Source organism: Stenotrophomonas sp. 17(2023), from assembly GCF_030345315.1.
In the GTDB taxonomy this organism is placed as follows: domain Bacteria; phylum Pseudomonadota; class Gammaproteobacteria; order Xanthomonadales; family Xanthomonadaceae; genus Stenotrophomonas; species Stenotrophomonas acidaminiphila.
Genome location: NZ_CP128405.1, coordinates 1,963,712 through 1,989,363, shown reverse-complemented (window position 1 = coordinate 1,989,363; position 25,652 = coordinate 1,963,712). Strand labels below are relative to the sequence as shown.

The 25,652-nt window shown below is 69.2% G+C and carries 21 protein-coding genes; 9 read left to right on the top strand and 12 right to left on the bottom strand.

The annotated features are described in order from the left end of the window. Positions 1 to 125: 125 nt before the first annotated feature. Positions 126 to 1,187: a two-component system response regulator gene (locus QQA12_RS08970; protein WP_082394009.1), complete on the top strand. Its 1,062-nt coding sequence runs from the start codon at positions 126 to 128 to the stop codon at positions 1,185 to 1,187. Between the two features lies 1 nt (position 1,188). Then, the gene (locus tag QQA12_RS08965) at positions 1,189 to 3,366 is read left to right on the top strand and encodes a response regulator (RefSeq protein ID WP_226049104.1); all 2,178 of its coding nucleotides are present in this window, start codon (positions 1,189 to 1,191) and stop codon (positions 3,364 to 3,366) included. A gap of 24 nt (positions 3,367 to 3,390) precedes the next feature. Here QQA12_RS08965 and QQA12_RS08960 read toward each other — a convergent pair whose 3' ends face one another. Together QQA12_RS08960 and QQA12_RS08955 are read right to left on the bottom strand one after the other, a co-directional pair. Beyond that, the gene (locus QQA12_RS08960) at positions 3,391 to 4,278 is read right to left on the bottom strand and encodes a crotonase/enoyl-CoA hydratase family protein (protein WP_226049103.1); all 888 of its coding nucleotides are present in this window, start codon (positions 4,276 to 4,278) and stop codon (positions 3,391 to 3,393) included. 157 nt (positions 4,279 to 4,435) lie between these two features. Further along, positions 4,436 to 6,118: a long-chain fatty acid--CoA ligase gene (locus QQA12_RS08955; RefSeq protein ID WP_056931354.1), complete on the bottom strand. Its 1,683-nt coding sequence runs from the start codon at positions 6,116 to 6,118 to the stop codon at positions 4,436 to 4,438. Between the two features lie 104 nt (positions 6,119 to 6,222). Here QQA12_RS08955 and QQA12_RS08950 point away from each other — a divergent pair, with 104 nt between their 5' ends. After that, positions 6,223 to 6,666, top strand: a complete 444-nt coding sequence (locus QQA12_RS08950; RefSeq protein ID WP_082394007.1) for a hypothetical protein — start codon at positions 6,223 to 6,225, stop codon at positions 6,664 to 6,666. Between the two features lie 286 nt (positions 6,667 to 6,952). Continuing rightward, positions 6,953 to 7,651, top strand: coding sequence for an OmpA family protein (locus QQA12_RS08945; RefSeq protein WP_152984964.1), 699 nt, complete (start codon positions 6,953 to 6,955; stop codon positions 7,649 to 7,651). Between the two features lie 70 nt (positions 7,652 to 7,721). Here the strand turns inward: QQA12_RS08945 and QQA12_RS08940 are convergent, their stop codons facing one another. Continuing rightward, the gene (locus QQA12_RS08940) at positions 7,722 to 8,732 is read right to left on the bottom strand and encodes a GGDEF domain-containing protein (protein ID WP_226049101.1); all 1,011 of its coding nucleotides are present in this window, start codon (positions 8,730 to 8,732) and stop codon (positions 7,722 to 7,724) included. Positions 8,733 to 8,955: 223 nt separating this feature from the next. Between QQA12_RS08940 and QQA12_RS08935 the strand changes: the two genes are divergently transcribed. The 4 genes from QQA12_RS08935 (at position 8,956) to QQA12_RS08920 (ending at position 14,884) form a co-directional block, all read left to right on the top strand. Next, positions 8,956 to 11,439, top strand: a complete 2,484-nt coding sequence (locus QQA12_RS08935; RefSeq protein ID WP_226049100.1) for a prolyl oligopeptidase family serine peptidase — start codon at positions 8,956 to 8,958, stop codon at positions 11,437 to 11,439. A gap of 489 nt (positions 11,440 to 11,928) precedes the next feature. Beyond that, a complete protein-coding gene (locus QQA12_RS08930) occupies positions 11,929 to 13,194 on the top strand; it encodes a ferredoxin reductase family protein (protein WP_226049099.1) in 1,266 nt (421 codons plus the stop codon). Positions 13,195 to 13,767: 573 nt separating this feature from the next. Beyond that, a complete protein-coding gene (locus tag QQA12_RS08925; RefSeq protein ID WP_054665946.1) occupies positions 13,768 to 14,037 on the top strand; it encodes a hypothetical protein in 270 nt (89 codons plus the stop codon). 160 nt (positions 14,038 to 14,197) lie between these two features. Continuing rightward, positions 14,198 to 14,884 (top strand): L,D-transpeptidase, encoded by a 687-nt coding sequence (locus tag QQA12_RS08920; RefSeq protein WP_226049922.1) that lies wholly within the window; start codon positions 14,198 to 14,200, stop codon positions 14,882 to 14,884. Between the two features lie 121 nt (positions 14,885 to 15,005). Here the strand turns inward: QQA12_RS08920 and QQA12_RS08915 are convergent, their stop codons facing one another. The 9 genes from QQA12_RS08915 to hutI form a co-directional block, all read right to left on the bottom strand. Continuing rightward, positions 15,006 to 15,512, bottom strand: coding sequence for an N-acetyltransferase (locus QQA12_RS08915; protein ID WP_226049098.1), 507 nt, complete (start codon positions 15,510 to 15,512; stop codon positions 15,006 to 15,008). Between the two features lie 144 nt (positions 15,513 to 15,656). Beyond that, positions 15,657 to 15,977, bottom strand: a complete 321-nt coding sequence (locus QQA12_RS08910; protein WP_226049097.1) for a DUF5056 domain-containing protein — start codon at positions 15,975 to 15,977, stop codon at positions 15,657 to 15,659. Beyond that, positions 15,974 to 16,543 carry a sigma-70 family RNA polymerase sigma factor gene (locus QQA12_RS08905; RefSeq protein ID WP_289211188.1) on the bottom strand — a complete coding sequence of 190 codons (570 nt, stop codon included), beginning with the start codon at positions 16,541 to 16,543 and terminating at the stop codon, positions 15,974 to 15,976. The genes QQA12_RS08910 and QQA12_RS08905 overlap by 4 nt, the downstream gene beginning before the upstream one ends. Beyond that, positions 16,536 to 16,901, bottom strand: coding sequence for a DUF6249 domain-containing protein (locus tag QQA12_RS08900; protein ID WP_054665936.1), 366 nt, complete (start codon positions 16,899 to 16,901; stop codon positions 16,536 to 16,538). The genes QQA12_RS08905 and QQA12_RS08900 overlap by 8 nt, the downstream gene beginning before the upstream one ends. Before the next feature lie 69 nt (positions 16,902 to 16,970). Further along, positions 16,971 to 18,497 (bottom strand): serine hydrolase domain-containing protein, encoded by a 1,527-nt coding sequence (locus tag QQA12_RS08895; protein WP_226049095.1) that lies wholly within the window; start codon positions 18,495 to 18,497, stop codon positions 16,971 to 16,973. A 216-nt stretch (positions 18,498 to 18,713) separates the two neighbouring features. Then, the gene (gene hutU / locus QQA12_RS08890; protein ID WP_226049094.1) at positions 18,714 to 20,381 is read right to left on the bottom strand and encodes a urocanate hydratase; all 1,668 of its coding nucleotides are present in this window, start codon (positions 20,379 to 20,381) and stop codon (positions 18,714 to 18,716) included. Further along, positions 20,378 to 21,223 carry an N-formylglutamate deformylase gene (hutG, locus tag QQA12_RS08885; RefSeq protein WP_226049093.1) on the bottom strand — a complete coding sequence of 282 codons (846 nt, stop codon included), beginning with the start codon at positions 21,221 to 21,223 and terminating at the stop codon, positions 20,378 to 20,380. Before hutG ends, hutU begins: the two co-directional genes overlap by 4 nt. Before the next feature lie 158 nt (positions 21,224 to 21,381). Continuing rightward, on the bottom strand, positions 21,382 to 22,917 hold the full coding sequence (gene hutH, locus QQA12_RS08880) for a histidine ammonia-lyase (protein ID WP_056931359.1): 1,536 nt from the start codon (positions 22,915 to 22,917) through the stop codon (positions 21,382 to 21,384). Between the two features lie 78 nt (positions 22,918 to 22,995). Further along, complete coding sequence (hutI, locus tag QQA12_RS08875) at positions 22,996 to 24,204, bottom strand: imidazolonepropionase (RefSeq protein ID WP_226049092.1); 1,209 nt, start codon at positions 24,202 to 24,204, stop codon at positions 22,996 to 22,998. 61 nt (positions 24,205 to 24,265) lie between these two features. Between hutI and QQA12_RS08870 the strand changes: the two genes are divergently transcribed. Continuing rightward, positions 24,266 to 25,636: a formimidoylglutamate deiminase gene (locus QQA12_RS08870; protein WP_226049091.1), complete on the top strand. Its 1,371-nt coding sequence runs from the start codon at positions 24,266 to 24,268 to the stop codon at positions 25,634 to 25,636. The last annotated feature ends 16 nt before the right edge of the window (positions 25,637 to 25,652 follow it).

Here is a 25,652-nt window from a genome sequence, read left to right as displayed (position 1 = left end):
GGGCCGGCGCATGCAGTTGATGATGCGATGTCCGCCGGACCGCGCCCGCAGGGGCCGGTGAGGAGGCGCGGCGTGCTGGGAGCCTGACTTCCCGGCAACAGCGGTTTCATCGGACAGACAGTCACATGCGCTTGGAAATCGTCATCGTCGACGACCAGACATCGGCCCGCAGCATGGTGCGGCATGTGCTGGAAGACATCTCGCCGGAACTGGGCGTGTACGACTTCGCCGATCCGCTGGAGGCGCTGGTCTGGTGCCAGTCGCACGATACCGACCTGCTGCTGCTCGACTACCGCATGCCGAACATGGACGGGCTGGAGTTCGCCCAGCGCTTCCGGCGCCTGCCCGGCAACCGCGACGTGCCCATCGTGCTGATCACCGTGGTCGGCGACGAGCCGCTGCGGCAGAGCGCGCTGGAGGCCGGGGTCATCGATTTCCTGGTCAAGCCGATCCGCCCGCGCGAACTGCGTGCGCGCTGCAACAACCTGCTGCAGCTGCGGCGCCACAGCCAGAGCGTGCGCCAGCGGGCGTTGTCGCTGGAACAACGGCTGCTGGCCAGCATGCACGAGGTCGAGGAGCGCGAGCGCGAGACCCTGTCGCGGCTGGCCCGGGCCATCGAGTACCGTGACGCCGGCACCAGCGCCTTCCTCGAGCGCATGGCCCACGTCGCCGGGCTTATCGCCGACGAGCTGGGGCTGCCCAGCGAAGACGTGCGCACCATCGAGATGGCCGCGCCGCTGCACGACATGGGCAAGATCGCCATTCCCGATTCCATCCTGCTCAAGTCCGGCAAGCTGGACGAGGACGAGCTGGCGATCATGCGCCGCCATCCGCGCATCGGCCACGAGCTGCTCAGCGGCAGCAACAACCGCTTCATCCAGGTCGGCGCGACCATCGCCCTGCGTCATCACGAGCGCTACGACGGCAGCGGCTATCCTGATGGCCTGGAGGGCGAGGACATCCCGCTGGAAGCACGCATCGTGGCGGTGGCAGACGTGTTCGACGCACTGCTGTCGCCGCGCCCCTACAAGGAAGCCTGGTCGATGGACGCCACACTGGCCTACCTCTACGCCCAGCGCGGGCGCCTGTTCTGCCCGCGCTGCGTCGATGCCCTGCTGCAGGCGCGCGAGCGCCTGGAGCAGGTCTGCGCACGCTACTCGGCCGCGTTCCCGAGACCGGAAGCCTGACATGACGAGCGCGTTCGCCTGGCTCCGGCAGCGCCTGCGGCAACGCGGGGACAGCGAGCACGCGCAGGCGCTGGTGCGCATCGTGATGATCGCGCTGATCCTGTGCTACGTGCTGTTGTCGGCCAACCGCTGGAGCCTGCCACCGGGACAGCTGCAGCTGGTGATCACCCTGATCCTGATCGCGCAGGGGCTGTCGCTGGTGCTCATGGGCTGGCTGCTGTGGAAGCCCGGGCGCTCGGACCTGCGCCGCATCCTCGGCATGGTCGACGACTACGCGCTGATGTGCACGGCGATGAGCACCATCGGCGAGCCGATGGCCTGCATCTACGTGGTGGTGATGTGGGTGACCGTCGGCAACGGCATGCGGTTCGGCAACCGCTACCTGATGCTGGCCGTGGTGATGGCGACCACCAGTTTCGGCATCACCCTGGCGTTGAGCGACTACTGGCAGCGCAACCTGGCGCTGGGCATCGGCCTGCTGGTCGGGCTTGCGGCCATTCCGCTGTACTTCTCCAGCCTGCTGCGGCAGTTGACCCGGGCCATGGCCGAGGCGCGCCGCGCCAGCGATGCCAAGAGCCGCTTCCTGGCCAACATGAGCCATGAGTTCCGCACTCCGCTCAATGGCCTGTCCGGCATGACCGAGCTGCTCGCCACCACCCGCCTGGACGAGGAACAGCGCGAGTGCCTTGGGACGATCCAGGCATCGGCCCGGACCCTGCTGGCGCTGGTGGAGGAGGTGCTCGACATCTCCGCGATCGAGGCCGGCAAGCTGCGCATCAACGCCCGCGACTTCTCGCTGGCCGAGCTGGTGCATTCGATCGGCCTGATCCTGGCGCCACAGGCGCGCGCCAAGCGCCTGGACTACCGCGTGTTCGTCGAATCCGGGGTGCCCGACGGGCTGCATGGCGACGTTGGCCACCTGCGCCAGATCCTGCTCAACCTGGCCGGCAATGCGGTCAAGTTCACCGACCATGGCCAGGTGGAAATCCGGGTATCGGTGAGCCAGTCGGGCGAGGGGGTGCCGCTGCGGCTGCGCTTCGAGATCCTCGATACCGGCATCGGCGTGCCACCTTCGCTGCGGCCGCGGCTGTTCGACGCCTTCGAGCAGGCCGACGTGTCCATGGCCCGGCGCCATGAGGGAACCGGGCTGGGTACGGCCATCGCCAAGGGCCTGGCCCAGGCCATGGGCGGCGAAATCGGCTACCGCGAGAACCTGCCGGCCGGCAGCTGCTTCTGGGTGGAGCTGCCGCTGGGCCGCGCCCTGGCGCCGGTCGCGGCCGATGCCGGCCCGGCCGCGGGCGCGGAACCGGTGGCCGCCGAGGACCCGGGCAACGTCATCGCCTTCACCGATCCGTTCCGTCGCCACCGCGCGCGCGTGCGCAGCCTGGACATCCTCGTCGCCGACGACCACGAGGCCAACCGCATGGTGCTGCAGCGGCTGCTGCAGAAGGCCGGCCACCGCGTCACCTGCGTGCACGGCGCCGAGGAGGCGCTCGACGCCATGGCCGCGCGCGAATTCGACGTGGCCATCACCGACCTGCACATGCCGGGCATGAGCGGCCTGGACCTGCTCAGGCAACTGCGGGTGATGCAGGCCGGCGGCGGCCCGCGCACGCCGGTGGTGATCCTCAGCGCCGATGTCACGCCCGAGGCCATCCAGCGCTGCAACCAGGCCGGTGCGCACGCGTTCATGGCCAAGCCGGTGGTGGCGGCCAGGCTGCTGGAAACCATGGCCGACATCGCCAGCGGCGCGGCGGCGGGTACCCGCGACATGGCCGCGGTGATCCCCACCTTCGCCGATGGCGACGCCGTGCTCGATACCGGTGTGCTCGACGAGCTGAGTGCACTGGGCATGGGCAAGGGCTTCGAACGCGAGTTCGTGCGCCAGTGCCTGGAAGACCTGGAAAGCGGCATCGGCGCCTTGCCCGGCGACGCGCAGGGCGAGGACTGGGCGCGTCTGCGCGAGCACGCACACGCGATCAAGGGCGTGGCCGCCAACCTGGGATTGTTGAAAGTCGCCCGGCAGGGGGGAGAATTGATGCGCATGGCCGACTGGCAACTCAAGGGCGAGTGGAAACCGCTGCACGCGCGCATCGGTGCCGCGCTGCTGGAGGGACGCCAGGCGCTGGATGCGCGCGCCCAGGGGCGCGCGCAATCGCACGACGACGTGACCGGCTGAGTTCCATCGCCGTCCCGCTGCCGTTCAACTCCGCACCTGGCCGCTGCGGCGGGTCTGCGCCTTGACCAGCCGGTCCATGGTGCGCAGCGACTTCTCGTCCAGCGCCAGCGCCGCATCCACCCAGACCCGGGTGATGTCCATCAGCTCCTGGTAGTCGACCCGGTTGGAGATGCCGCGTACCGCGTTCATCGCCAGGTACGACTGCGGGATGCGCTGCTGCTGGCGGATCAGGTCGTTGACCGCCTGTTCGCCCTGGCCGCGCGGTACCAGGATGTCGACCACGCCCATGGCGTGCATTTCCTCGGCGCTGTACACCCGCCCTTCCAGAATGATGCGCTCGGCCAGCTGCGGCGACACGCGACGGCTCAGGAAGTTGTAGGCGCCCATGCCCGGGAACAGGCCGAACAGCACTTCCGGCAGGCCCATCCCGACGCCTTCCTCGGCGACGATGGTGTGGCAGGACAGGGCCATTTCCAGGCCGCCGCCGAGCGCGTCGCCCTGCAGCAGGGCGATGGTGCGGAAGCTGCCGTCCAGGCCGGCATGGAAGCGGTACACGCCATCGACGCAACTACGCGCGTAGCGCAGCAGGCCGTCGCCGTCGCGCGCGCGGATCAGTGCGGAGAACACGTCCAGGTCGCCGCCGAGGTTGAACGCGTCGGCCGCCGACGCCAGGACCAGGTGGCGCAGGCGCTCGGGCCTGGCCTGTGGGTTGCCGGTGATGCCGTCCAGGTAGGCGTGCATCTCGGTCATCAGCGGCTTGCGGAAGCAGGGGCGCACGCCGGGGCCGGCGTCGGCGTGCATGTGCAGCCAATGCACGTCGCCGGCGGCGTCGGCGTGCACGCGGATGGTGGAGTAGGGCGGGGCGTAGGAGGTGGCGGGGGTGCCGACAGGCAACAGTTCGATCGCGTTCATGGGCTGGGTCCTTGCAGGAGGCCCGCAGAATCGGAAGCGTGGGCGGCGGGCCGGACGCTGGCACTCCGCGATCCTACACGTGGCAGGGTCCAGCGAATGCGCAAAGGCCCCGCCGGAGCCGGCGGGGCCTTCGCGGGAACGGCTGCAGCGGCGGGCTTCAGCCGGCCGGCGGCGCGTCGCGCAGTTCGCGGCGCAGGATCTTGCCGACGTTGGTCTTGGGCAGCTCCTTGCGGAACTCGACGATGCGCGGATGCTTGTAGCCGGTCAGGTTGGCACGGGCGAACTCCTTTACCTGCTCCTCGGTCAGGTTGGGGTCCTTCTTGACGATGACCACCTTGACCACTTCGCCGGATTTCTCGTTCGGCACGCCGACCGCGGCCACTTCCAGGACCCCGGGCATCATCGCGATCACGTCCTCGACCTCGTTCGGGTACACATTGAAGCCGGACACCAGGATCATGTCTTTCTTGCGGTCGACGATGTAGAAGAAGCCCTTCTCGTCCATGCGCGCCATGTCACCGGTATGCAGCCAGCCACCTGCATCCATCGCCTTGGCGGTCTCGTCCGGGCGGTGCCAGTAGCCCTTCATCACCTGCGGGCCGCGGATGCACAGCTCGCCGACTTCCCCGGCGGCCAGCATGTTACCGTCGTCGTCCTTCACGCAGGCGTCGGTGGAGGAGATGGGCAGGCCGATGGCGCCGTTGTATTCGGCCAGGTCCAGCGGGTTGATGCAGGCCGCCGGCGAGGTTTCGGTCAGGCCATAGGCCTCCACCAGGGTGGTGCCGGTGATCTTCTTCCAGCGCTCGGCCACCGCCCGCTGCACTGCCATGCCGCCGCCCAGGGTGACCTTGAGCGAGGAAAAATCCACGTCCTCGAAGCCCGGCGTGTTGAGCAGGCCGTTGAACAGCGTGTTGACGCCGGTGATGGCGGTGAAGCGGTTGTTGCGCAGTTCCTTGACGAAGCCCTTCATGTCGCGCGGATTGGTGATCAGGTGGTTCAGGCCGCCCAGTTTCATGAAGACCAGGCCGTTGGCCGTCAGCGCGAAGATGTGGTACAGCGGCAGCGCGGTGATGATCACCTCCTCGCCGGGCTTGACCCCCGAGGCGGAGATCCATGCCGAGGCCTGCTGCATGTTCGCCACCAGGTTGCGGTGGGTCAGCATGGCGCCCTTGGCCACCCCGGTGGTGCCGCCGGTGTACTGCAGGAAGGCGATGTCGTCGTGGTCGATCTCCACCGGCGGCATGGCATGGCGCGCGCCCAGGCGCAGCGCCTCGCCGAAGCGGATCGTGCCCTTGATCCGGTAATCCGGCACCATCTTCTTGACGTACTTGAGTACGAAATTGACGATCGCCCCCTTGGGGAAGCCGAGCATGTCACCCAGCCCCGTGGTGATCACCTGCTTGACCGGGGTCTCGGCGATCACCTGCTGCACGGTGTCGCCGAAGTTGTCCACCACCACGAGCGCCGAGGCGCCGCAGTCGACCAGTTGGTGCTTCAGTTCGCGGGGGGTATAGAGCGGGTTGACGTTCACCACGGTCAGGCCGGCGCGCAGGATGCCGAAGATGGCGATCGGGTACTGCAGGCAGTTGGGCATCATCACCGCCACGCGGTCGCCCTTCTTCAGCTGCAGCTCGCCCAGCAGGTAGGCGGCGAACCGGGTCACCAGGGCGTCGGTCTGCCCGTAGGTCAGCACCTTGCCGAAATTGGAGTAGGCGGGACGATCGCGGAACTTGGCCACGGAAGCATCGAATACCGCGGCGACGGAGCGGAACTCATCGACGTCGATCTCGGCAGGCACGCCAGCGGGATAACTCTGCAGCCAGGGACGTTCCAGATTCATTTTCCCCTCCAGGAAATGGTTGTGGTCTAGTTGGCATGGCGGCCGTGCGCCATGCTGGCCGTTACCGCAGCATACCGTCCAGAATGGAAAAGGCGAAGGGAGCAATGATCCGAACGGTCTTCAATTGCGTGCGTATTGCATTGATCGTGCTGGCCGTTGGCGCCTGCGCGCGGCAGGCCCCGGAGCAGCGCCTGCGCGACACGGTGGCGCGGATGCAGGCAGCGGTGGAGCAGGGCAAGCCGCGGGATTTCATGGCGGGCGTGGCTGCCGACTTCATCGGCAACGACAGCCTGGACCATGACGGCCTCGAGCGGCTGCTGCGCGGGCAGTTGTTGCTCAATGCCAGGGTGGGGGCACGCACCGGGCCGCTGCAGGTGACGATGGGACAGGGCGGTACCGCGACGGTGCGCTTCAGCGTGTTGCTCACCGGCGGTGACGGCCGTTTCCTGCCCGAGCGCGGGCAGTTGCAGCAGGTCAGCAGCCACTGGCGGGACAGGGACGGGCAGTGGCAGCTCTACAGCGCGACCTGGTCGCCGGCCGGGGAGTAGCGCCGCCGCGGGAGAGGGGCGGGCCCGGTGGCCGGACGCCATCGCGCATCCGCTGGACTGGCGATCCGCTGCCGCACCGAGGCATGGCGGTGCCGGCACGGCACACCGGGGCGATGCTCAACAATCGCGGCGCGACGCGATGCCGGCGACGCGATTTCCTCCTTGGACAGCTACCTGAATGGCGCCCCGGCCGCGGGTGGCTTCGTCATGCGCCAATCGCGCCGGGCTGTTTATCCTGCCTGCGCAATCCACGCTGGCACGGCCGGCCCTAGAGGAGATTCCCCCGATGAGCACCCGCACCGTTATCCGCAACCTTTCCATCGGCCTGGCAAGCGCCGCCGTGCTGTCGGCCTGCGCCACCGGCGGCTCCTATGTGCAGAGTGATCCGTACGGCAATCCCACCCAGCAGCAGAACCGCACCGGCAAGGGTGCGCTGATCGGTACCGCCATCGGCGTGGCCGCCGGCCTGCTCAGCGGCGACAACGCCACCGAGCGCCGCCAGCGCGCCATGGTCGGCGCCGGCATCGGCGCGCTGTCAGGCGCGGCCATCGGCAACTACCAGGACCGCCAGGAGCGCGCCCTGCGCGAGCGCACCGCCAACACCGGTATCGACGTGCAGCGCCAGGGCGACAACATCACCCTGAACCTGCCCGACGGCATCACTTTCGACTTCAACAAGACCACGCTCAAGCCGCAGTTCTACGGCGCCCTCAATGGCGTGGCCGCGACCCTGGCCGAATACAACCAGACCATGATCGAAGTGGTCGGCCATACCGACAGCATCGGCACCGACGCGGTCAATAACCGCATCTCCAAGGAGCGCGCCGACGCCGTGGCCGCCTATCTCGCCGCGCAGGGCGTGCAGCGCGAGCGCATCGAGACCCTGGGTGCCGGCAAGAACTACCCGATCGCCAGCAACGATACCGATGCCGGCCGCGCGCAGAACCGCCGTGTCGAGATCCGCGTCATTCCGCTGCGTTCGTGACCGTCCCGTAGCCCCACCCCGGAAGAGCCGCGCATGCGGCTCTTTCCTTTTTCGCCATGGGTATTAGCCCTCAGCCCAGGTCGTCGGCGATCACCACGCTGTTGCGGCCGTTGCCCTTGGCCAGGTACAGCGCCGCGTCGGCGCGCGAGAACCAGTCCTGCCAGTACTGTTCACCGGCGTACATGGCCGCGCCCAGCGAGATCGTGATGCCGCCGCCGGGACCGTGCAGCGACTGCTGGACCGATTCGCGCACCCGCTCGGTGAAGCTGGCCAGCGTCTCGCGGCTGCCGGCCTCGGCCAGGATCACGAACTCCTCGCCGCCGAAGCGGAAGACCTTGTCCTGTTCGCGCAGCTCCAGCCGCAGGATCGCCGCCAGCTCGACCAGCGCATTGTCGCCTGCGGTATGCCCGTAGTGGTCGTTGACGTCCTTGAAGTGGTCGATGTCCAGGATCACCAGTGCGCTCCGGAAGCGCCCGTTGCGGGCGCTGCCGATCTGCTGCATCAGGGTTCTCTCCAGCGCGCGGCGGTTGGGCAGGCCGGTCAGCTCGTCCAGCGAGGCCAGCAGCTCGAGCTGGGTGCGGTCGCCCTGCAGGCGCCGCGATAGGCGGAAGCCGAAGCCCATGATCAGTGCGATCACCAGCAGCGCCTGGGTATCGAGCGCCGGCGTGCGCAGCACTCCGGGGATGGCCAGCAGGCCTGCCAGCAGCAGCAGGTTCGCCGGCGTTGCGATGCGGTTGTGGACCAGGAAGAAATTGGCCATCAGCGCCAGCAGCGACCAGGGCAGGGCGCGGTGGCCCATTTCACCGGCGGCCAACAGGCAGCCGGCCACGTTCACCAGGCACAGCAGCAGGCCGGCGCTGGACAGGTGCGTGGCGCGCCTGTGTGCCAGCCAGGTGGCGACTGCGGCCGGCGCCGCGCAGGCCAGTGCCGCCAGCGACTGCAGCGGCAGCCGCTGCCACGCCAGCCAGGCGGCGAACACGATCAGTGCCAGCGTGGCGACCGGGGCGATGGTGCGCAGCGGTGCGCTGTGCAGCTCGCGCGGCAGCGAAGGGGGCGTCGGAGGTCCGGCGGCAGGTCTCATGGCGTTGGCAACATAGCAAGTAAGAGGGCGTCGTTCTTTCACCCGGTGCGCATCTTCAGCGTGCATTCGGCAGGCCGCCCGCCACGCGGCCCCATGGCGGGCGCGGCAGGTCCGCATCCGGCCATACCCCTTGCTTCCGGCCCATCCGTCGGCCGCCCGCGCGGTGCTAGATTCGGTTGCCACCGGCCTGCGGCCGGCGTCTTTCCAGCGCATGAGGGAAACCATGAGCATCCGTTGCAGCGTCTGGTCCGCGGCACTGGCCGCGACCGCCACCACCTTGCTGCTCAGCATGCCTGCGCATGCCGAATACGCCAAGCCACCGGCCGAACTGTTGAAGGTATTGACGGCGCCGCCACCGCCGATGCCCAGCGTCGACCCCACCGGCAAGCGCCTGCTGCTGACCACCAGCCAGACCTATCCGTCGATCAGCCGGGTCGCACGGCCCTACCTGAAACTGGCCGGCCTGCGCCTGGAGCCGGGCAACCGCAGCCGCCACGATACCCCGGGCGGCTACGGCATACCTGCCTGCGTCGCCGACTTCACCCTGGTGGACATCGCCAGTGGCGGGCAGGTCCGCGTGCCGCTGCCCGCCGATGCCTGCGCCGGCGGTGCGCTGTGGTCGCCGGACGGCCGGCGCTTCGCCTTCCAGAACGTGGTCGCCGATTCGGTGCAGCTGTGGGTCGGCGATGCCGCCAGCGGCCAGGTCCGGCAGATCCCCGGCGCACGCCTGAACCCCATGTTCGGCAGTACCGTGCAATGGCTGGACGGCGGCAACCGCCTGCTGGTCAAGCTGGTGCCGGCCAACCAGGGCCCGGTGCCGGCCGGTGACGATGTCTATGGCCCGGACGTGCAGGAATCGCTCGGCGCCAAGGGCGAGAGCAGCACCTACGAAACCCGCGACACCCTGGCCAGCGCCCACGACGAGCGCCTGTTCGCCTACTACGGCCAGTCGCAGCTGGCGGTGGTCGATGCCGGTTCCGGCGCGGTCCGTCCGGTGGGCGCGCCGCAGCTGTACAACGGCGTCAACGGCGCACCCGATGGCGTGCACGTGCTCACCCAGACGCTCAGGCCGCCGTTCTCGCACGCGGTCACCTACCAGCGTTTCGCCTACGACGTGGACGTGCTGGACCTGGCCACCGGCAGGCATGCGCGCATCGCCTCGCTGCCGCTGGCCGAGCGGGTGCCGGTGCACGGCGTGCCCGAAGGCCCGCGCGATTTCGACTGGCGCGCCACCGACCCGGCCACCCTGGTGTGGGCCGAGGCGCTGGACAAGGGCGACTGGAACGTCAGCGTGCCGCAGCGCGACCGGCTGATGCTGCAATCGGCGCCGTTCACCGACCCGCCGCGCGAGATCGCCCGCACCACCCAGCGCTTTGCCGGCTTCGACTGGACCTTGCAGCCGCGGCGCAGCTTCCTCAACGAGTATGACGAGAACCGCCACTGGCGGCAGACCCGCATCGTCGACATCGATGACCCGAAGCAGGAAGCACGCCTGCTGTGGGACCTGTCCAGCGATGAGCTGTATGGCGATCCCGGGAGCTTCGTCTACCAGCGCCTGGCCAATGGCGCGGTGGTGGTGCGCGAGGAAGACGGCAAGGTGTTCCTGCGCGGGCAGGGCAGTTCGCCGCAGGGCGACCGCCCGTTCCTCGACCGCCTGGACCTGGCCACGCTCAGGAGCGAGCGCCTGTTCCGCAGCGCGGCCGATGCCTATGACCAGTTCCTGGGATTCACCGCCGAACCGGGCCGCTACCTCACCTGGCACCAGTCGGTGATCGACCCGCCCAATGCCTGGCTGCGCGAGCTGGGCGCGCGCGACGCCGCGGCGCGGGACGGCGAGGCGCAGTACGCCGTCGAAGGCCGCCAGCTGACCCGTGTCGCCGACCCCACTCCGGAGGTGCGGCAGATCCAGAAGCGGCTGGTCACCTACAAGCGCGCCGACGGTATCGACCTGTCCTTCACCCTGTACACCCCACCGGGCTACAAGGAAGGCCAGCGCCTGCCGGCAATCCTCTATGCCTATCCGGCCGACTTCGCCAACAGCGCACAGGCCGGGCAGGTGTCCGGATCGCAGCAGACCTTCACCCGCCTGGCGCCGTACCGGCTGATGCTGCTGGCCGGCTACGCGATCATCGACAATGCCTCGTTCCCGATCGTCGGCGACCCGAAGACGGCTTACGACACTTACCTGGAACAGCTCACCGCCGATGCCAGGGCCGCGGTGGACAAGGCCGTCGAGCTGGGCGTGGTGGACCGCAACCGCATCGGCGTCACCGGCCACAGCCACGGCGGCCTGATGACCGCCAACCTGATCGCCCACACCGACCTGTTCAAGGCCGGCGTGGCCACCAGCGGCTCGTACAACAAGACCTTCACCCCGTTCGGCTTCCAGAACGAGCGCCGCTCGGTATGGCAGGCGCAGGACGTGTACCTGAAGGCCTCGCCGTACTTCCATGCCGACAGGATCAAGCTGCCGCTGCTGCTGGTGCACGGCGAGGACGATGCCAACCCCGGCACCGAACCGTTCCAGTCGCGCAAGCTCTACCAGGCGATCCGCGGCAATGGCGGCACCACCCGGCTGGTGATGCTGCCGCACGAACCGCACTGGTACACCGCGCTGGAATCCAACTCGCAGCTGGTGGCCGAAATGCTGGCCTGGTTCGACCGCTACGTGAAGAACGCACCGGCGCAGGCGGCATCCACCCGGTGATCATGTCGCGCTGATCGTGCAGTACGGGAAGCCCGCGCATGCGGGCTTCTTTATTGCGCGCGGGGAGCGGCGCCAGCCGCACGCAGCCTGGCCCCTGAAGCGCCACGTCCGCGGCTCCACCCGTCCCACGCGCGTATCGGCGTGCGGACGGCGCGGACCGTGCCCGTAAGCTGCCGCGGGGCACCGCCCTGCCAGTGCAGGGCGTCGTCCTGGCGGGGTGGTCCGCATAAAGCGCGGGCTCCTTCGTAAGCCATCCCGGGCGACCTGTCGGTTTGCACGCGCAGTGGCGTAGACCCTTGCCGCCTGGCCGGGAGCGCGGCCGTCGCGGTTGCGTCGATGGGGCCGTCATGCCGGGTAGCGGAACCCCTTGTCATGGCCATTGATGACGCGCCAAGCGCAGCGTGGATCCCGGCGTTTGATCCCGATCAGTTCGATTTGGCCACAAGCGGTCATACTCATCTCGTCCATTGAAAATGACTGGGGTTCGTCATGCGGCTGGGGTCGCGTTCACTGATCATTCCCGTGGTGATGGCCGGCTTCATCCTGCCGGCATTGGCGGTTCCCCACGGCACCTGGCCGACAACGGCCATGCTCAGTCTGGGCTCGGGCGTCACCGCGGTCTCGCTGATGGCGCTGGCCGCGGTGCTCGGCGCGCGCTGGAAGGCCGTCGAGTCGCTGTTCGATGGCCTGGACCGCGTCTACGAGACGCACAAGTGGCTGGGTGTGTGGGCGCTCGTGTTCGCCTCGATACACCTGGTCTTCAAGGCCGGTGTGCAGGAGTGGGAGGTGGCGCCGATCCTGGCCCTGCCCGGGCCTGTGACGCGCCTCGTCCGCCAGCTCAGCTTCGTGGCGATAATGCTGATCGTGCTGCTGGCACTGAACCGCAAGATCCCTTATCGCAGCTGGCGCTGGTGGCACAGGTTGTCGGGGCCGCTGTTCCTGATCGTGATCGCGCACTGGCTCAGCTTCAAGTCGCCCATCGTGCTGGGCAGCGCGGCCGGCGTGTGGCTGGCACTGCTGTCGCTGCTCGGCGTGGCGGCGGCGTTCTACAAGCTGCTGTTGTATCCGCTGTGGTCGCGGCATGCGCGCTACCGGCTGGATGCCGTTTCCTCGACCGGCAACGCGGTCTATCTGCAGCTGCGGCCGGAGGGGAAGGCGATTCCGTTCCAGCCCGGCCAGTTCGCCTTCCTGTCGTTCGAGCAGGACGGCCTGCGTGAGCCGCACCCCTTCACCATTGCCAGCGCAGGACGCACCGATGGAGGCATCGCCTTCATGGTACGTGCCCTGGGCGACTACACCGAGCGGTTGGTGCGCGAGGCAAGGCCAGGCTTGCTGGCGGAGGTATATGCACCGTTCGGCCGTTTCCTGCGGGAGCCGGGTGATGGCCCGGAAATCTGGATTGCCGGCGGCGTCGGCGTGACACCGTTCATTTCCTGGCTGCAGGATGCCGATGCGGTCGGGCTGGAGCGGGTGACCTTCTTCCACTTCTACACGCCGGGACGTGAGCTTCCGGAGGTGCTGGATCTACAGGGGCTGGCTGCGCGTCGCGGGGTCGAGCTGGTCGAGATCGCCAGCGGCCCGGGCGATGCCGGGTTCCGCGAACGCTTCGCCCAGTCGGTCGAGGGACGCGGCACATCGGCGCCGACGATCCATTTCTGTGGTCCCGCCGGACTGCTCAGGCAGGTACGCCAGTTGATGCGCGAAACCGGCGTGGCGGAAGAGCGCCTGCACCGTGAGCTGTTCGAGTTCCGTTGATGCCGCATGCAGCCCGGACAGGACATGCGTGTGGATGGCCTGTTGGCAACGAGGCGTTGGTTCACTGAACGGAGCGCCGATGAGCGCAATGACGGAACAACTGATCCCGTGCTGGGCCGTCCTGCGCAGGCTGCTATCGGTCCGCGGAGAACATCCCGCGAAGGATGAAAGTGGTTGCGGGCAGTCGTCCGTCCGCCTGGATGCCGGCCGCGATCGAACGTCGTGTCGCGGGACCCAACAATCCGCAAGGGATGCGATGTGCGCGTTGGACATCGCGTCCTGGGAGACATGCTGACGACAACCTCTGCCGGTGTACTGCCGGCACCTGGGGAAGCGGGAGCGATCGATGCCGAATACCGGTCTTTCATCGCCCGCAATCGCCTCAGACAGGTTCGTGATGGCGTGTCGGGAATCTGTGCATTGCACGGTGAATTGCCGGATTGGAAGCATGATTCCAGCATGTTTTCGCATCTTCACAGTCCATCCACGTGTGCCAACATCAGCTGAAGCTGTGGTCATTGCTTCTGCGAAAAGGCCGCTATATTCCAAGCTCCCCGACCAAGCAGGAGTGGAATGTTCATGACCCGACAACATCTCAAGAGCGCCGGCATGCTGGGTGTCGCACTCGTCGCAACGCTCGGCCTTGGCGCATGCGCGACCTACAAGAACGAGTTCGCCAACATCAACAGCCGCCTCGACCAGCTCGACGCGAAGGTGCAGGGCGCGGCGCAGAGCGCTGAATCCGCAAACCAGTCCGCACAGCGCGCCAACCAGCGCCTGGACCAGATCGAAGGCCGCGTCCAGCAGCTCGAATCCGCACCGCGCCGCGCGGCACGCGGTTGATGGTTCCCGCACCCTTCGCGGTGCGTCCATGAAGCGGAATCCGGTGGCCGTCACCGGCCACCGGATTCCTTGTCGCCAGGCAGTTGCCATACCCATGGAGTCCCCCATACGCATGTACAGACACCCTGCAATCCGTGCCGTCCATGGCGGCGTGCTGGCGATGGCGCTGGCATGTGCCGGCAGTGGCGTTGCCCAAGCCCACGAGGATGCAGGTGCGCAACCGGCGGCCGCCGTCGATCAGCTGCCGCAGGGACAGGAAGTGTCCGAGACAGTGATCGAACTGGCTGGCTGGGTGGTCGCCAGCCGCGACACCGAAGGCTATCCCTTCGCGATCATGGACAAGGCCGCGGCGCAGATCCTGGTGTTCGGCGGCGATGGCCGCCTGCGTGGCGCGGCGCCTGCGCTGTTCGGCTCGGCGGTCGGCGACCACATCGCCCCGGGCATTGCCGGCCTGGCACTCCGCGAGATTCCCGGCCGCGACCGCACGACCCCCGCCGGTCGCTTCGTGGGTGGCTACGGCTCCTCGCTCGATGCCGGGCGCGTGTTGTGGGTGGACTACGATTCGGCGGTGTCGATCCATCCGACCGCAACCGGTGTTCCCGCCGAGCGGCGCCCGGAACGGCTGGCCTCGCCGACGCCGGACGACAACCGCGTCACCCATGGCTGCATCAATGTCTCACCGGAGTTCTACGAGCAGGTCGTGCGCCAGACGTTCGAGCGAGGCGGCGTTTTCTACATCCTGCCGGACAAGGAATCGCTGGCCAAAACGTTCCCGGAGTTCGCGCACAGCCGCACGGCGGCACAGCGCGGTGGCGGCGGAAAGGACGCGGGACGCGCCAGCCATTGAGGCGCGCCTGGCCTGCCCGGATGGGCGGGCGGCGCCACTGCCGCGCGGTGGAGAGCTGGCGATGCCTCGGCCGCACGCCACGCACACCTTCCACGCACCGGTGCTCTGCACGCCGGCGCCATCAGGCAACGGCTTCGAAGGCCGGGTGATAGCTCACTTCGGCGACCGGTATTTTTCCGGCCAGCGGCAACGCCTGGAAATACTCCGCGGGTACACCGGGCAACACCAGTTGTTCGCATGCCCTGAATCCGAAGCGCGCGTAATAGCGCGGATCGCCCAGCAGCACGCAGCCGGCGGCGTGCCGGGCCTTGAGCCGTTCGATGGCCTCGACCACCAGTGCCGAGCCGATGCCATGGCCCTGCCGGTCCGGGCGTACCGAGATCGGGCCCAGCCCGTACCAGCCGCGGTCGCCGGAGGACAAGGCCACCGGCGACAGTGCGACATGGCCGACGAGCGCATCGCCTTCCAGCGCCACCAGTGAAACGCTCAGCTGCCCGGCCTGGCGCAGTGCACCGACGATGAACTGTTCGGTGTGGCTGGCATGCGGCGCGTTGGCGAACGCCGCCTCGGTGACGCGGGCGATGGCGTCCACGTCGCCCGGAGTTTCATCGCGGATGCTCGGATTCATGGCAGGTTCCGGTGAACGAGTCGCCCTGGCCGCCGTTCCGGTTGCGCTGGGCGTTGCAGGCATGCGCGCAGGTACCGTCGGCGAGGGCTTTGTGTTGCGGCAGGGTGCCGTGGAGGTGGCTGCCTGTCCACACCGGGCTGGCGCTCAGCGTGGCGCGGCTGCCGACAATGCCCACGCCGCCGCCAGCCAGGCGACGCCCATCGCCATGAGCCACATGCCGATACCGGCAGCCGAGAACTGGCCTGCGAGCCAGTCCTGCCAGCCGATGCGGAGCAGGGGCGTACGTGCAAGCGCCAGCCCGGCAGCGCTTGCGCCCGCGGACAGCCCCAGCCACATCGGCCAGCGCCGGCTGCGGCGCGGCGGCAACTGCCGCATCACCCGGTCGCTGAAACCACCGTCCGCAACCGGGCCTTCGAATTCACGGCGCAGGAGCGTGTCCAGGTCGCGCTGTCGTGGATCACTCATGGGGGTGTTTCCTCACTGTCGTCATCGCGCCACGCCGCCAGGCACGCCTTGAGTTTGGCCTTGCCGCGCAAGGCATGGGTCTTGACCGTGCCCAGTGGCATGGCCAGCACATAGGCGGCCTGGTCATGGCTCAGGCCCATCTGCACGCAGTGCAGCAGGACGGTCTGCTCGGCGGCGGACAGGCGACCCATGCAGCGCTGCAGGTCCAGCTGCAGGTCGATGCCATGTGCCGGTGCCGGCAGCAGGTCCAGGCTTTCCGGTTCCGTGCGCTCGCGCTGCGCGGGCTGGCGGCGCGACTGCAGGAAGCAGGTGTAGGCGATGCGGTACAGCCATGTCGAGAACTGCGCATCGCCGCGGAACTGCGCCAGCTTGCGCCAGGCCAGGAGAAAGGTCTCCTGGGCCAGGTCGTCGGCCAGGCTGTGGTCGCCATGCAGCAGGCGCCGCAACTGCGCGCGCACCATGCCCTGGTGCCGCCGCACCAGGTGCTCGAATGCCTGCCGGTCGCCGTGCCGGGCGCGTGCGGCCAGGGCCTGGTCGACGCGCGCGGCCGCGGCATCGTCAGCCACGCATGCCGTCCCGGCGGTCCAGGTAGGCACTGGCCAGATACCCCAGGCCGGTGGCCAGGGGCAGCAGGCCGATACCCCACAGCCGGCTGACCGCCAGGCCGCTGTCGAACCCGCCGGGCAGGGCCAGGAACATCGCCATCAGCCCGAGACCGCCACCGACCAGGACCAGCCCGTGGCGTCGCTGGACGTCGGCTGCGGGCGGCTCCAGCAGTTGTGCGCCCAGGTCCACGCCCTTGTCGGCCAGTGCCAGCAGGGCGGTGTAGCGGGCCTGGGCCTGCAGGTAACGGTAGCGCAGCACGATCAGCACGATCAGCACCGGCGCAAGCATGACGACAACGGGAATGAGCAGAAAATCCATGGCTATGGCTCCGTGCAACGTTCGGGAGTGGGGGAAGGACGGGAACGACGGGAACGCGTGGTGCGGGGGTCAGGGCCCGGGTGCGCTGGCGGCGAGCAGGTCCGCGATGCGCTCGGCCAGCATCCAGTTCTGGCTCTCTCCCTGATTGCTGGTCAATGCGACGGTCGCCCCGGTCTCCCAGACCATGGCCAGGTTGGCGGTGGTGCCCTCGATGCCGCCGGCGTGCCCGCGGATGTGCCGGCCGTGCGACAGCCGCTGGCCGAACCCGGCGGCATAACCGCCGGGGCCCGCGGGCACCGGATCGGCGAACATCCGTTCCAGGGTGGCCGGCGTGACCAGTTTGCCGGTACGCAGCGCCTGTGCGAACCGCAGCAGATCGGCATTGCTGGAGTAGCCCCCGCCGGCCGGGCCGCCCTTGTAGCCCAGCTTGAGCCAGGCCGCTTTCCAGGTGCTGGAGAAAAGCCCGTCGCGGTAGTAGCCGACCGCCAGCCGCGGCACCACCTGGTCGAGCGTGTCGAAGCCGCTGTCGTGCATCTGCGCGGGGGCGAAGACGTGGCGCTGCAGGTAGTGGTCATAGGGCTCGGCAGAGGCTTTTTCGACGATGCGGCCGAGCAGCATGTAGCCGGCGTTGCTGTAGTTCCATTGCGTACCGGGTTCGGCGACGCGCGGTTGCCGGGCGATCAGGTCCAGGTAGTCGCCCGGATCGACGAAGCGCTGCGAGTCGGCGAAGTACTCCGGTACCAGGAAGTCCCCGAGCCCGGCGGTATGGTGCAGCAGTTGCCACAGGGTGATCCTGCGCGCACTGGCCTGGTCGGGATACTCGGGCAGGTGCTGCGCCAGGGTGTCGTCCCACGACAGCTTGCCGGCTTCCACCAGCTGCGCGATGGCCACGGCGGTGAACATCTTGTTGATCGAGCCGATATGGAAGCGGGTGCGGTGATCGGCCGGAACGCCGAAGTTGCGTTCGGCAAGGCCGCGGCATTCGTCGAACACCACGCTTCCGGCCTGCTGCACGGTCAGGCAGCCGGAGAAGTCCTCGTGCTGCGCGAGGCGGTCGAGCGCGCCCTGCAGCAGGCGGGTCAGCACTGCCCCGGTGGCACCGCCTTGCGCCGGCCAGCCGGCATACAGTTGCGGATCGTCCATCGGCAATGCCATCGCCTCGGACAGCCGTCCCGGGTTGCCGGGATCACCGGTCAACCACAGCAATGCCGGCCGACCGTCGCGGCGCGCCTTGACGGCGATGCCAAGCACGCCGGGATGTCGCTTGTCGGTGCGTACATCGAACACCTCCAGTCCGCCACCGTCGCGCGCGGCGGAGACCAGCCCGGCCACGAACGCGGCCTTGTCCTGGTTGCCGATGGTGTCGGACAGGATGCCCGGCAGCCATTGCTCCAGCTGTGCCGGCGCGGCACTGTCCACCTGCTGGAGCAGTTGCCGGGCGACGCGGCCCGTGGCGGTGTCCGGCAGCGCCGGGGTGGCATCCGCGGCGGCCAGGGCGGGGCCGGCGAGCGCCAGCAGGGCCGCGGCGCGGCAACCGGCGACGAGTCGGCGGCCGATCGGGCCCGCACGGCGGGAAGGGGGGCGGTGGGTGTGCATGCGTCCTCGCTGTCATGCCGCCATCGGGCGGGTTCATGGCTTGGATGCAGCAAGTGCGCGGTTTGGATTCAGCCGCTTTGCGGATGCGACCGGAAGCGGGGGCTACCCGGTCGGGTAGCGTGGCCGGTGCGCGGCCGGTCCCGGCTCCGCGCCCGGGCCGCCGGCGGCCTGCCACTGGTGCGCCCCGCCAGCGGAGCGCGCCAGTGGCGGGGTGGATCAGCCGAGGATGCCCGGCAGGTCCAGTCCCTTTTCCTTCGCGCAGTCGATGGCGATGTCGTAGCCGGCATCGGCGTGGCGCATGACGCCGGTACCCGGGTCGTTCCACAGTACGCGGGCGATGCGCCGGTCGGCGGCCTCGCTGCCGTCGCAGACGATGACCACGCCGGAGTGCTGGCTGTAGCCCATGCCGACGCCACCGCCGTGGTGCAGGCTGACCCAGGTGGCGCCGCCGGCGACGTTGAGCATGGCGTTGAGCAGCGGCCAGTCGGACACGGCATCGCTGCCGTCCTTCATCGCCTCGGTCTCGCGGTTGGGCGAGGCGACGCTGCCGCTGTCCAGGTGGTCGCGGCCGATCACCACCGGTGCCTTCAGTTCGCCGTTGCGCACCATTTCGTTGAAGGCCAGGCCGAGCTTGTGGCGCAGTCCCAGACCGACCCAGCAGATGCGCGCGGGCAGGCCCTGGAAGCTGATGCGCTCGCGCGCCATGTCCAGCCAGCGGTGCAGGTGCGGGTCGTCGGCGATGATTTCCTTGACCTTGGCGTCGGTCCTGTAGATGTCCTCGGGGTCGCCGCTCAGCGCCACCCAGCGGAACGGGCCGACGCCGCGGCAGAACAGCGGACGCACGTACGCCGGCACGAAGCCGGGGAAGTCGAAGGCGTTCTTCAGGCCTTCGTCGAAGGCCATCTGGCGGATGTTGTTGCCGTAGTCGACGGTCGGGATACCGGCCGCATGGAACGCCAGCATGGCCTCCACGTGCACGCGCATGGCCGCTTTGGCGGCGTCGCGCACCTTCTCCGGGTTGGCCTTCTGTCCGGCCAGCCACTGTTCCACCGTCCAGCCGATCGGCAGGTAGCCGTGCACCGGGTCGTGGGCGCTGGTCTGGTCGGTGACGCAGTCCGGGCGCACGCCGCGGCGCACCAGCTCCGGCAGGATCTCGGCGGCGTTGCCGAGCAGGGCGATCGACCTGGCTTCACCGGCAGCGGTGTACCTGGCGATGCGCGCCAGCGCGTCGTCGATGTCGTTGGCCTGCTCGTCCACGTAGCGGGTGCGCAGGCGGAAGTCGATGCTGCTCTGGCGGCATTCGATGGTCAGGCTGCTGGCGCCGGCCAGCGACGCGGCCAGCGGTTGCGCGCCGCCCATGCCGCCCAGGCCGGCGGTGAGGATCCACTTGCCGGCCAGGCTGCCGCCGTAATGCTGGCGGCCCATCTCGACGAAGGTTTCGTAGGTGCCCTGCACGATGCCCTGCGAGCCGATGTAGATCCACGAGCCGGCCGTCATCTGCCCGTACATCATCAGGCCCTTTTTATCGAGCTCGTTGAAGTGCTCCCAGTTGGCCCAGTGCGGTACCAGGTTGGAGTTGGCGATCAGCACGCGCGGCGCGTCGGGATGGGTGGGGAACACGCCCACCGGCTTGCCGGACTGCACCAGCAGGGTCTGGTTGTCGTCCAGGCGCTTGAGCGTTTCCAGGATCGTGTCGTAGCTCTCCCAGTCGCGCGCGGCGCGGCCGATGCCGCCGTAGACCACCAGCGAGGCGGGGTCCTCGGCCACTTCGGCGTCGAGGTTGTTCTGCAGCATGCGGAACGGCGCCTCGGTCTGCCAGGACTTGCAGTTGAGCGTGTTGCCGCGCGGCGCGCGCGGGCTGCGGGAAGGATCGTGACGGGTCATGCGTTTCTCCGGGTAGCGAATTCCAGACAGGCGCTGAGCACCTGCTGCAGGGTGTTGCGCACGGGCGCTGCGTGTTCGGGGTCGTACGGCGTGGGCCAGCTGTGCTCGTCCACCTTGGCCGGTTCGTGCATGTAGCCGCGGCAGCCCAGCTCCATCTGCAGGGTGTGCACGCCGCCGGCGACGTCGCTGTAGTGGCGGGTGATCCAGCCGCCCTTGAAGCGGCCATTGCGCACATGGCCCAGGCCACTGAGCGCGCACAGGTTCTCGACCACGTCGGTGAGTGCGTTGTCGCAGGACGTGTCCGGCTCGCCGCCGGGGCCGGCGCTGCCGATGTTGAACTGCGGCAGCTCGCCGTCGAACAGGTGCGGGATGCGCGAGCGGATCGAATGCGCGTCGTAGACCACCACGGTGGGGTGGCGGCGGCGCAGCCGCGCGATCTGCGCGGCCAGCGCGGCGTGGTAGGGCATGAAATAGGCATCGCGGCGGCGCGCGATCTCGGCCGCGTCGGGCGCATGGCCGTCGCGGTACAGCGGCTGGTTGTCGAAGGTGGTCAGCGGGCACAGGCCGGTGGTGTTCTGGCCGGGGTACAACGACACCCCGGACGGATCGCGGTTGACGTCGATCACCGAACGCGAGACCGCGGTGCGCACGGTGGTGGCACCCAGTCCGCGGGCGAACGCATACAGCTCGTGCACCCACCAGTCGGCATCACGCCGCGCCAGCCATGGCGACACGAAATGCCCGGCCAGCGCGTCGGGCAGCTCGGTGCCGGTGTGCGGGAAGCTGACGATCAGCGGCGCATCGCCTTCGTGGATCTGCAGCCAGTCGGGGAGAGTGTTCATCGGGAAACCTTCGGGTTCGCGTGGATGCATGCGTCCGCCATCGGCACGGGATCGCCAGGCGGCGGGCGAGGGTGGGCAGGGTGCCGTGTGGAAGCAGGCGATGCCGGGCCTCGGTCCTTGTCCCCCCGCCGCAATCGCCGCGGCGGGGAGACGCGGCCTTACGCCTCGACGTGCGGCAGCACCTCGTGCAGGCCGGTGGCCAGCGCGCCGCTGCGTACCAGCGCCGTGGCGGCCACCATGTCCGGGTGGAAGTAACGGTCGTCCTGCAGGGTCGGCACCTGCGCGCGCACGCTGGCGCGCACCCGCTCCAGCGCGTCGCTGGAGCGCAGCGGGGCATGGAAGTCGCAGCCCTGCGCGGCGGCCAGCAGTTCGATGCCGACGACATGGGCGGCGTTGCCGGCCATCGCCAGCAGGCGCCGCGCGCCGTGCGCGGCCATCGACACGTGGTCTTCCTGGTTGGCCGAGGTCGGGATCGAATCGACGCTGGCCGGGTAGGCGCGCTGCTTGTTTTCCGAAACCAGTGCTGCGGCGGTGACCTGCGGGATCATGAAGCCGGAGTTCAGACCCGGCTTCGGGGTCAGGAACGCCGGCAGGCCGCTCAGCGCCGGATCCACCAGCATGGCGGTGCGGCGTTCGCTGATCGAACCGATCTCGCACACCGCCATCGCCAGCATGTCGGCGGCGAAGGCCACCGGCTCGGCATGGAAGTTGCCGCCGCTCAGGGCTTCACCGGTATCGGTGAACACCAGCGGGTTGTCGGACACGCCGTTGGCCTCGATTTCCAGCGTGGTCGCGGCCTGGCGGATCACGTCCAGGGCCGCGCCCATCACCTGCGGCTGGCAGCGCAGGCAGTACGGGTCCTGCACGCGCACGTCGTTGTCACGGTGTGACTCGCGGATGGCCGAGCCGGCCATCAACGCGCGCAGCGCAGCGGCGGTGGCTATCTGCCCGCGCTGGCCACGGATCTGGTGGATGCGCGGGTCGAACGGCGTGTCCGAGCCCTTGGCCGCTTCCACCGACAGCGCCCCGGTGACCAGCGCGGCCTGGAACACGGTCTCGATCTCGAACAGCCCGGCCAGTGCGTAGGCGGTGGAATACTGGGTGCCGTTGAGCAGGGCCAGGCCTTCCTTGGCGCCGAGCACCAGCGGCGCGTGGCCGATCCGCGCAAGCGCCTCGGCGGCCGGCATCCGCACGCCCTCGACGATGGCTTCGCCGACGCCGATCATCACCGCGGCCAGGTGCGACAGCGGCGCCAGGTCGCCGGAGGCGCCGACCGAACCCTGGCACGGCACCACCGGTATGAAATCGTGCTGCAGCAGTGCCTCCAGCAGCGCCAGGGTCTGCGGGCGGATGCCCGAGGCGCCCTGTGCCAGGCTGGTGAGCTTGAGCGCCATCATCAGCCGCACCACGTTGCCGGGCATCGGCTCGCCGACGCCTGCGGCGTGCGACAACACGATGTTGCGCTGCAGGGTTTCCAGGTCCTCGCGCTCGATGCGCACGCTGGCCAGCTTGCCGAAGCCGGTGTTGATGCCATACACCGGCTCGCCCCTGGCGACGATGGCCTCCACCACCTGCGCGCTGCGCAGCACGGCGGCCTGTGCCGCGTCGTCCAGGCGCACCCGGGCGCCGCGGTAGATCTGGCGCCACTGGGCCAACGGAACATGGCCGGGACGAAGCGTGAGGTGCGAATTCATCGGATTACTCCAGGTTCTCAAGGTCAGGTGCGCGGCCGGCCGCGCACGGGTGGTTGCGATGTGCGGGACGGGCCCGCGCTACGTTGTCGGTTCGCCGCGGAACACGCGCGCGTGCAGCGGGTTGAAGCCCATGCGGTAGACCAGGTCGGCCGGTGCGTCGATGTCCCAGATGGCAAGGTCGCAGTCCATGCCGGCGGCAATCCGGCCGACGCGGTCGAAGCGGCCAAGCGCGCGCGCCGCTTCGCGGGTGAAGCCGGCGATGCACTCGGGCACGGTCATGCGGAACAGGGTCGCGCCCATGTTCATCGCCAGCAGCGGGCTGGTCAGCGGCGCGGTCCCCGGGTTGCTGTCGGTGGCCAGCGCCAGCGGCACCCCGGCGGCGCGCAGGTTGTGGATCGGTGGCACCGTGGTGTCGCGGGTGAAATAGAACGCGGCCGGCAGCAGCACCGCGACCGTGCCGGCCGCGCGCATCGCCGCGATTCCGGCCTCGTCCAGGTGTTCGATGTGGTCGGCGGACAGCGCGCCATGCCGCGCCGCCAGCTCTGCGCCATGCTGGTTGCTCAGCTGTTCGGCATGGATCTTCACCGCCAGCCCGTGGCGATGCGCGGCCTCGAATACCTGCGCGGCCTGTTCGCGCGAGAAGGCGATGTTCTCGCAGAACACGTCCACCGCCTCGGCCAGGCCTTCGCCGGCAATGGCCGGGATCATGACGTCGCAGACCTCGTCGATGTATTCCTGTGCCTGCCGGCCCGGCGGTACCGCATGCGCGCCGAGGAAGGTGGGCACCACCTCGACCCGGCGCAGCCGTTGCAGCTGCCGGGCCACGCGCAGCTGCTTGCGCTCGTCGTCCAGCGTCAGGCCGTAGCCGGACTTGATTTCCAGCGTGGTCACGCCCTCGGCGAGCATTGCATCCAGCCGCGGCAGGGTCGCCGCGATCAGCACGGCGTCGTCGGCATCGCGGGTGGCGCGCACGGTGGCGACGATGCCGCCGCCGGCGCGGGCGATGTCGGCGTAGCTGACGCCCTGCAGGCGTTGTTCGAATTCGTTCGCGCGGTTGCCGGCGTAGACCAGGTGGGTGTGGCAGTCGACCAGCCCGGGGCTGATCCAGCGGCCGTCGCAGTCGATGCGCCGGACGGCGTCGAAGGCCGGTGCGGTCGCGGCCGGACCGGCATGCACGATGCGCCCGTCGCGGGCGGTGACGACGCCGTCGCGGACGATGCCCAGGCCGCCCGTGGCATCGTCGAGGGTCATCAGGTGGGCGTTGTGCCAGACCGTATCGCAGTGCATGTGCACCCTTCCGCGTTTATTTGTATATACAATAATCACCACCCACGCAGAGTGTCCAGTGATGGCGAACGAAGCTTCCAGCCCGAACCGTTTCCATGCCGCCCAGGCGTTGCTGCCGCAGGGCTGGGCGGACAATGTGCGCATCGATTGCCTGCACGGCCGCATCGTGTCGGTGGCGGCCGGGGCACCGGCCACGCCCGACGTGCAGCCGCTGGGCGTGGTGGTGCCCGGGCTGGGCAATCTGCACAGCCATGCCTTCCAGCGCGCCATGGCCGGCCTGACCGAGGTCGGCGGGCGGTCGGGTGACAGCTTCTGGAGCTGGCGCGAGCTGATGTACCGCTTCCTGGACCGGCTCGGTCCGGCCGAGTGCCAGGCGGTGGCGGAACAGGCCTACATGGAAATGCTGGAATCGGGATTCACCCGGGTCGGCGAATTCCACTACCTGCACCATGCGCCCGATGGCCAGCGCTACGCCGGGCACGCGGAGATGGCCGCGCGCATTGCCGCTGCCGCATCCGCCACCGGGCTGGGCCTGACCCTGCTGCCGGTGTTCTACGCGCACAGCGATTTCGGCGGCGTCGCGCCGCTGCCGGCGCAGCGGCGGTTCCTGCACGATATCGACGGCTTCGCCGCGCTGCTGGACGGCTGCCGGCAGGCGCTGCGCGAGGTGCCGGGCGCGGTGCTGGGGCTGGCGCCGCACAGCCTGCGCGCGTGCACGCCGCAGGAACTGCAGGCGCTGGTGGAACTGGCGCCGGGCCCGATCCATATCCATATCGCCGAGCAGGTGCGCGAGGTCGAGGCCTGCCTGGCCTGGAGCGGCCAGCGTCCGGTGCACTGGCTGCTGGAGCATGCGCCGGTGGACACCCGCTGGTGCCTGGTCCACGCCACCCACCTGGACCAGGACGAGGTACGTGGCATCGCCGCCACCGGCGCGGTCGCCGGGCTGTGCCCGGTCACCGAGGCCAACCTCGGCGACGGCCTGTTCCCGATGTGCGATTTCGTCCACCACGGCGGGCGTTTCGGCGTCGGTTCGGACTCCAATGTGCTGATCGACGCAGCCGAGGAACTGCGCCTGCTCGAGTACGGCCAGCGGCTGGCGCTGCGCGGGCGCAACGTGGTTTCGCCGGGGGCGCTGTCCAGCGGCCGCTGGTTGTACCAGCAGGCCCACGCGGGTGCCGCGCAGGCGCTGGGCGTTGCAGCCGGCCTGGCCGTCGGTGCGCCGGCGGACCTGGTCGAACTGGACGCCGGGCATCCGTCGCTGCATGGCCGCAGCGGCGACGCGCTGCTGGACAGCTGGGTGTTCGCCGCGCGCGGGGGCGCGGTGCGTTCGGTGTGGCGCGACGGCCGGCAGTGGGTGCGCGACGGCCGCCATGTGCACCGCGACGGGATCGCCGCGCGCTATCGGACGGCGTTGCAGCGGATACTGGGCTGACTCCAGGCAGGAATCA

Bases quoted from the DNA above. Each gene is read 5' to 3' on its own strand.
- QQA12_RS08920 (WP_226049922.1), top strand. From the start codon at position 14,198: ATGGCGCTGGCATGTGCCGGCAGTGGCGTTGCCCAAGCCCACGAGGAT.
- QQA12_RS08930 (WP_226049099.1), top strand. From the start codon at position 11,929: ATGCGGCTGGGGTCGCGTTCACTGATCATTCCCGTGGTGATGGCCGGC.
- hutG (WP_226049093.1), bottom strand. From the start codon at position 21,223: ATGAACACTCTCCCCGACTGGCTGCAGATCCACGAAGGCGATGCGCCG.
- QQA12_RS08965 (WP_226049104.1), top strand. From the start codon at position 1,189: ATGACGAGCGCGTTCGCCTGGCTCCGGCAGCGCCTGCGGCAACGCGGG.
- QQA12_RS08970 (WP_082394009.1), top strand. From the start codon at position 126: ATGCGCTTGGAAATCGTCATCGTCGACGACCAGACATCGGCCCGCAGC.
- QQA12_RS08960 (WP_226049103.1), bottom strand. From the start codon at position 4,278: ATGAACGCGATCGAACTGTTGCCTGTCGGCACCCCCGCCACCTCCTAC.
- hutH (WP_056931359.1), bottom strand. From the start codon at position 22,917: ATGAATTCGCACCTCACGCTTCGTCCCGGCCATGTTCCGTTGGCCCAG.
- QQA12_RS08935 (WP_226049100.1), top strand. From the start codon at position 8,956: ATGAGCATCCGTTGCAGCGTCTGGTCCGCGGCACTGGCCGCGACCGCC.
- QQA12_RS08925 (WP_054665946.1), top strand. From the start codon at position 13,768: ATGTTCATGACCCGACAACATCTCAAGAGCGCCGGCATGCTGGGTGTC.
- QQA12_RS08900 (WP_054665936.1), bottom strand. From the start codon at position 16,901: ATGGATTTTCTGCTCATTCCCGTTGTCGTCATGCTTGCGCCGGTGCTG.
- QQA12_RS08945 (WP_152984964.1), top strand. From the start codon at position 6,953: ATGAGCACCCGCACCGTTATCCGCAACCTTTCCATCGGCCTGGCAAGC.
- QQA12_RS08950 (WP_082394007.1), top strand. From the start codon at position 6,223: ATGATCCGAACGGTCTTCAATTGCGTGCGTATTGCATTGATCGTGCTG.
- QQA12_RS08895 (WP_226049095.1), bottom strand. From the start codon at position 18,497: ATGCACACCCACCGCCCCCCTTCCCGCCGTGCGGGCCCGATCGGCCGC.
- QQA12_RS08915 (WP_226049098.1), bottom strand. From the start codon at position 15,512: ATGAATCCGAGCATCCGCGATGAAACTCCGGGCGACGTGGACGCCATC.
- QQA12_RS08955 (WP_056931354.1), bottom strand. From the start codon at position 6,118: ATGAATCTGGAACGTCCCTGGCTGCAGAGTTATCCCGCTGGCGTGCCT.
- QQA12_RS08910 (WP_226049097.1), bottom strand. From the start codon at position 15,977: ATGAGTGATCCACGACAGCGCGACCTGGACACGCTCCTGCGCCGTGAA.
- hutU (WP_226049094.1), bottom strand. From the start codon at position 20,381: ATGACCCGTCACGATCCTTCCCGCAGCCCGCGCGCGCCGCGCGGCAAC.
- hutI (WP_226049092.1), bottom strand. From the start codon at position 24,204: ATGCACTGCGATACGGTCTGGCACAACGCCCACCTGATGACCCTCGAC.
- QQA12_RS08940 (WP_226049101.1), bottom strand. From the start codon at position 8,732: ATGAGACCTGCCGCCGGACCTCCGACGCCCCCTTCGCTGCCGCGCGAG.
- QQA12_RS08870 (WP_226049091.1), top strand. From the start codon at position 24,266: ATGGCGAACGAAGCTTCCAGCCCGAACCGTTTCCATGCCGCCCAGGCG.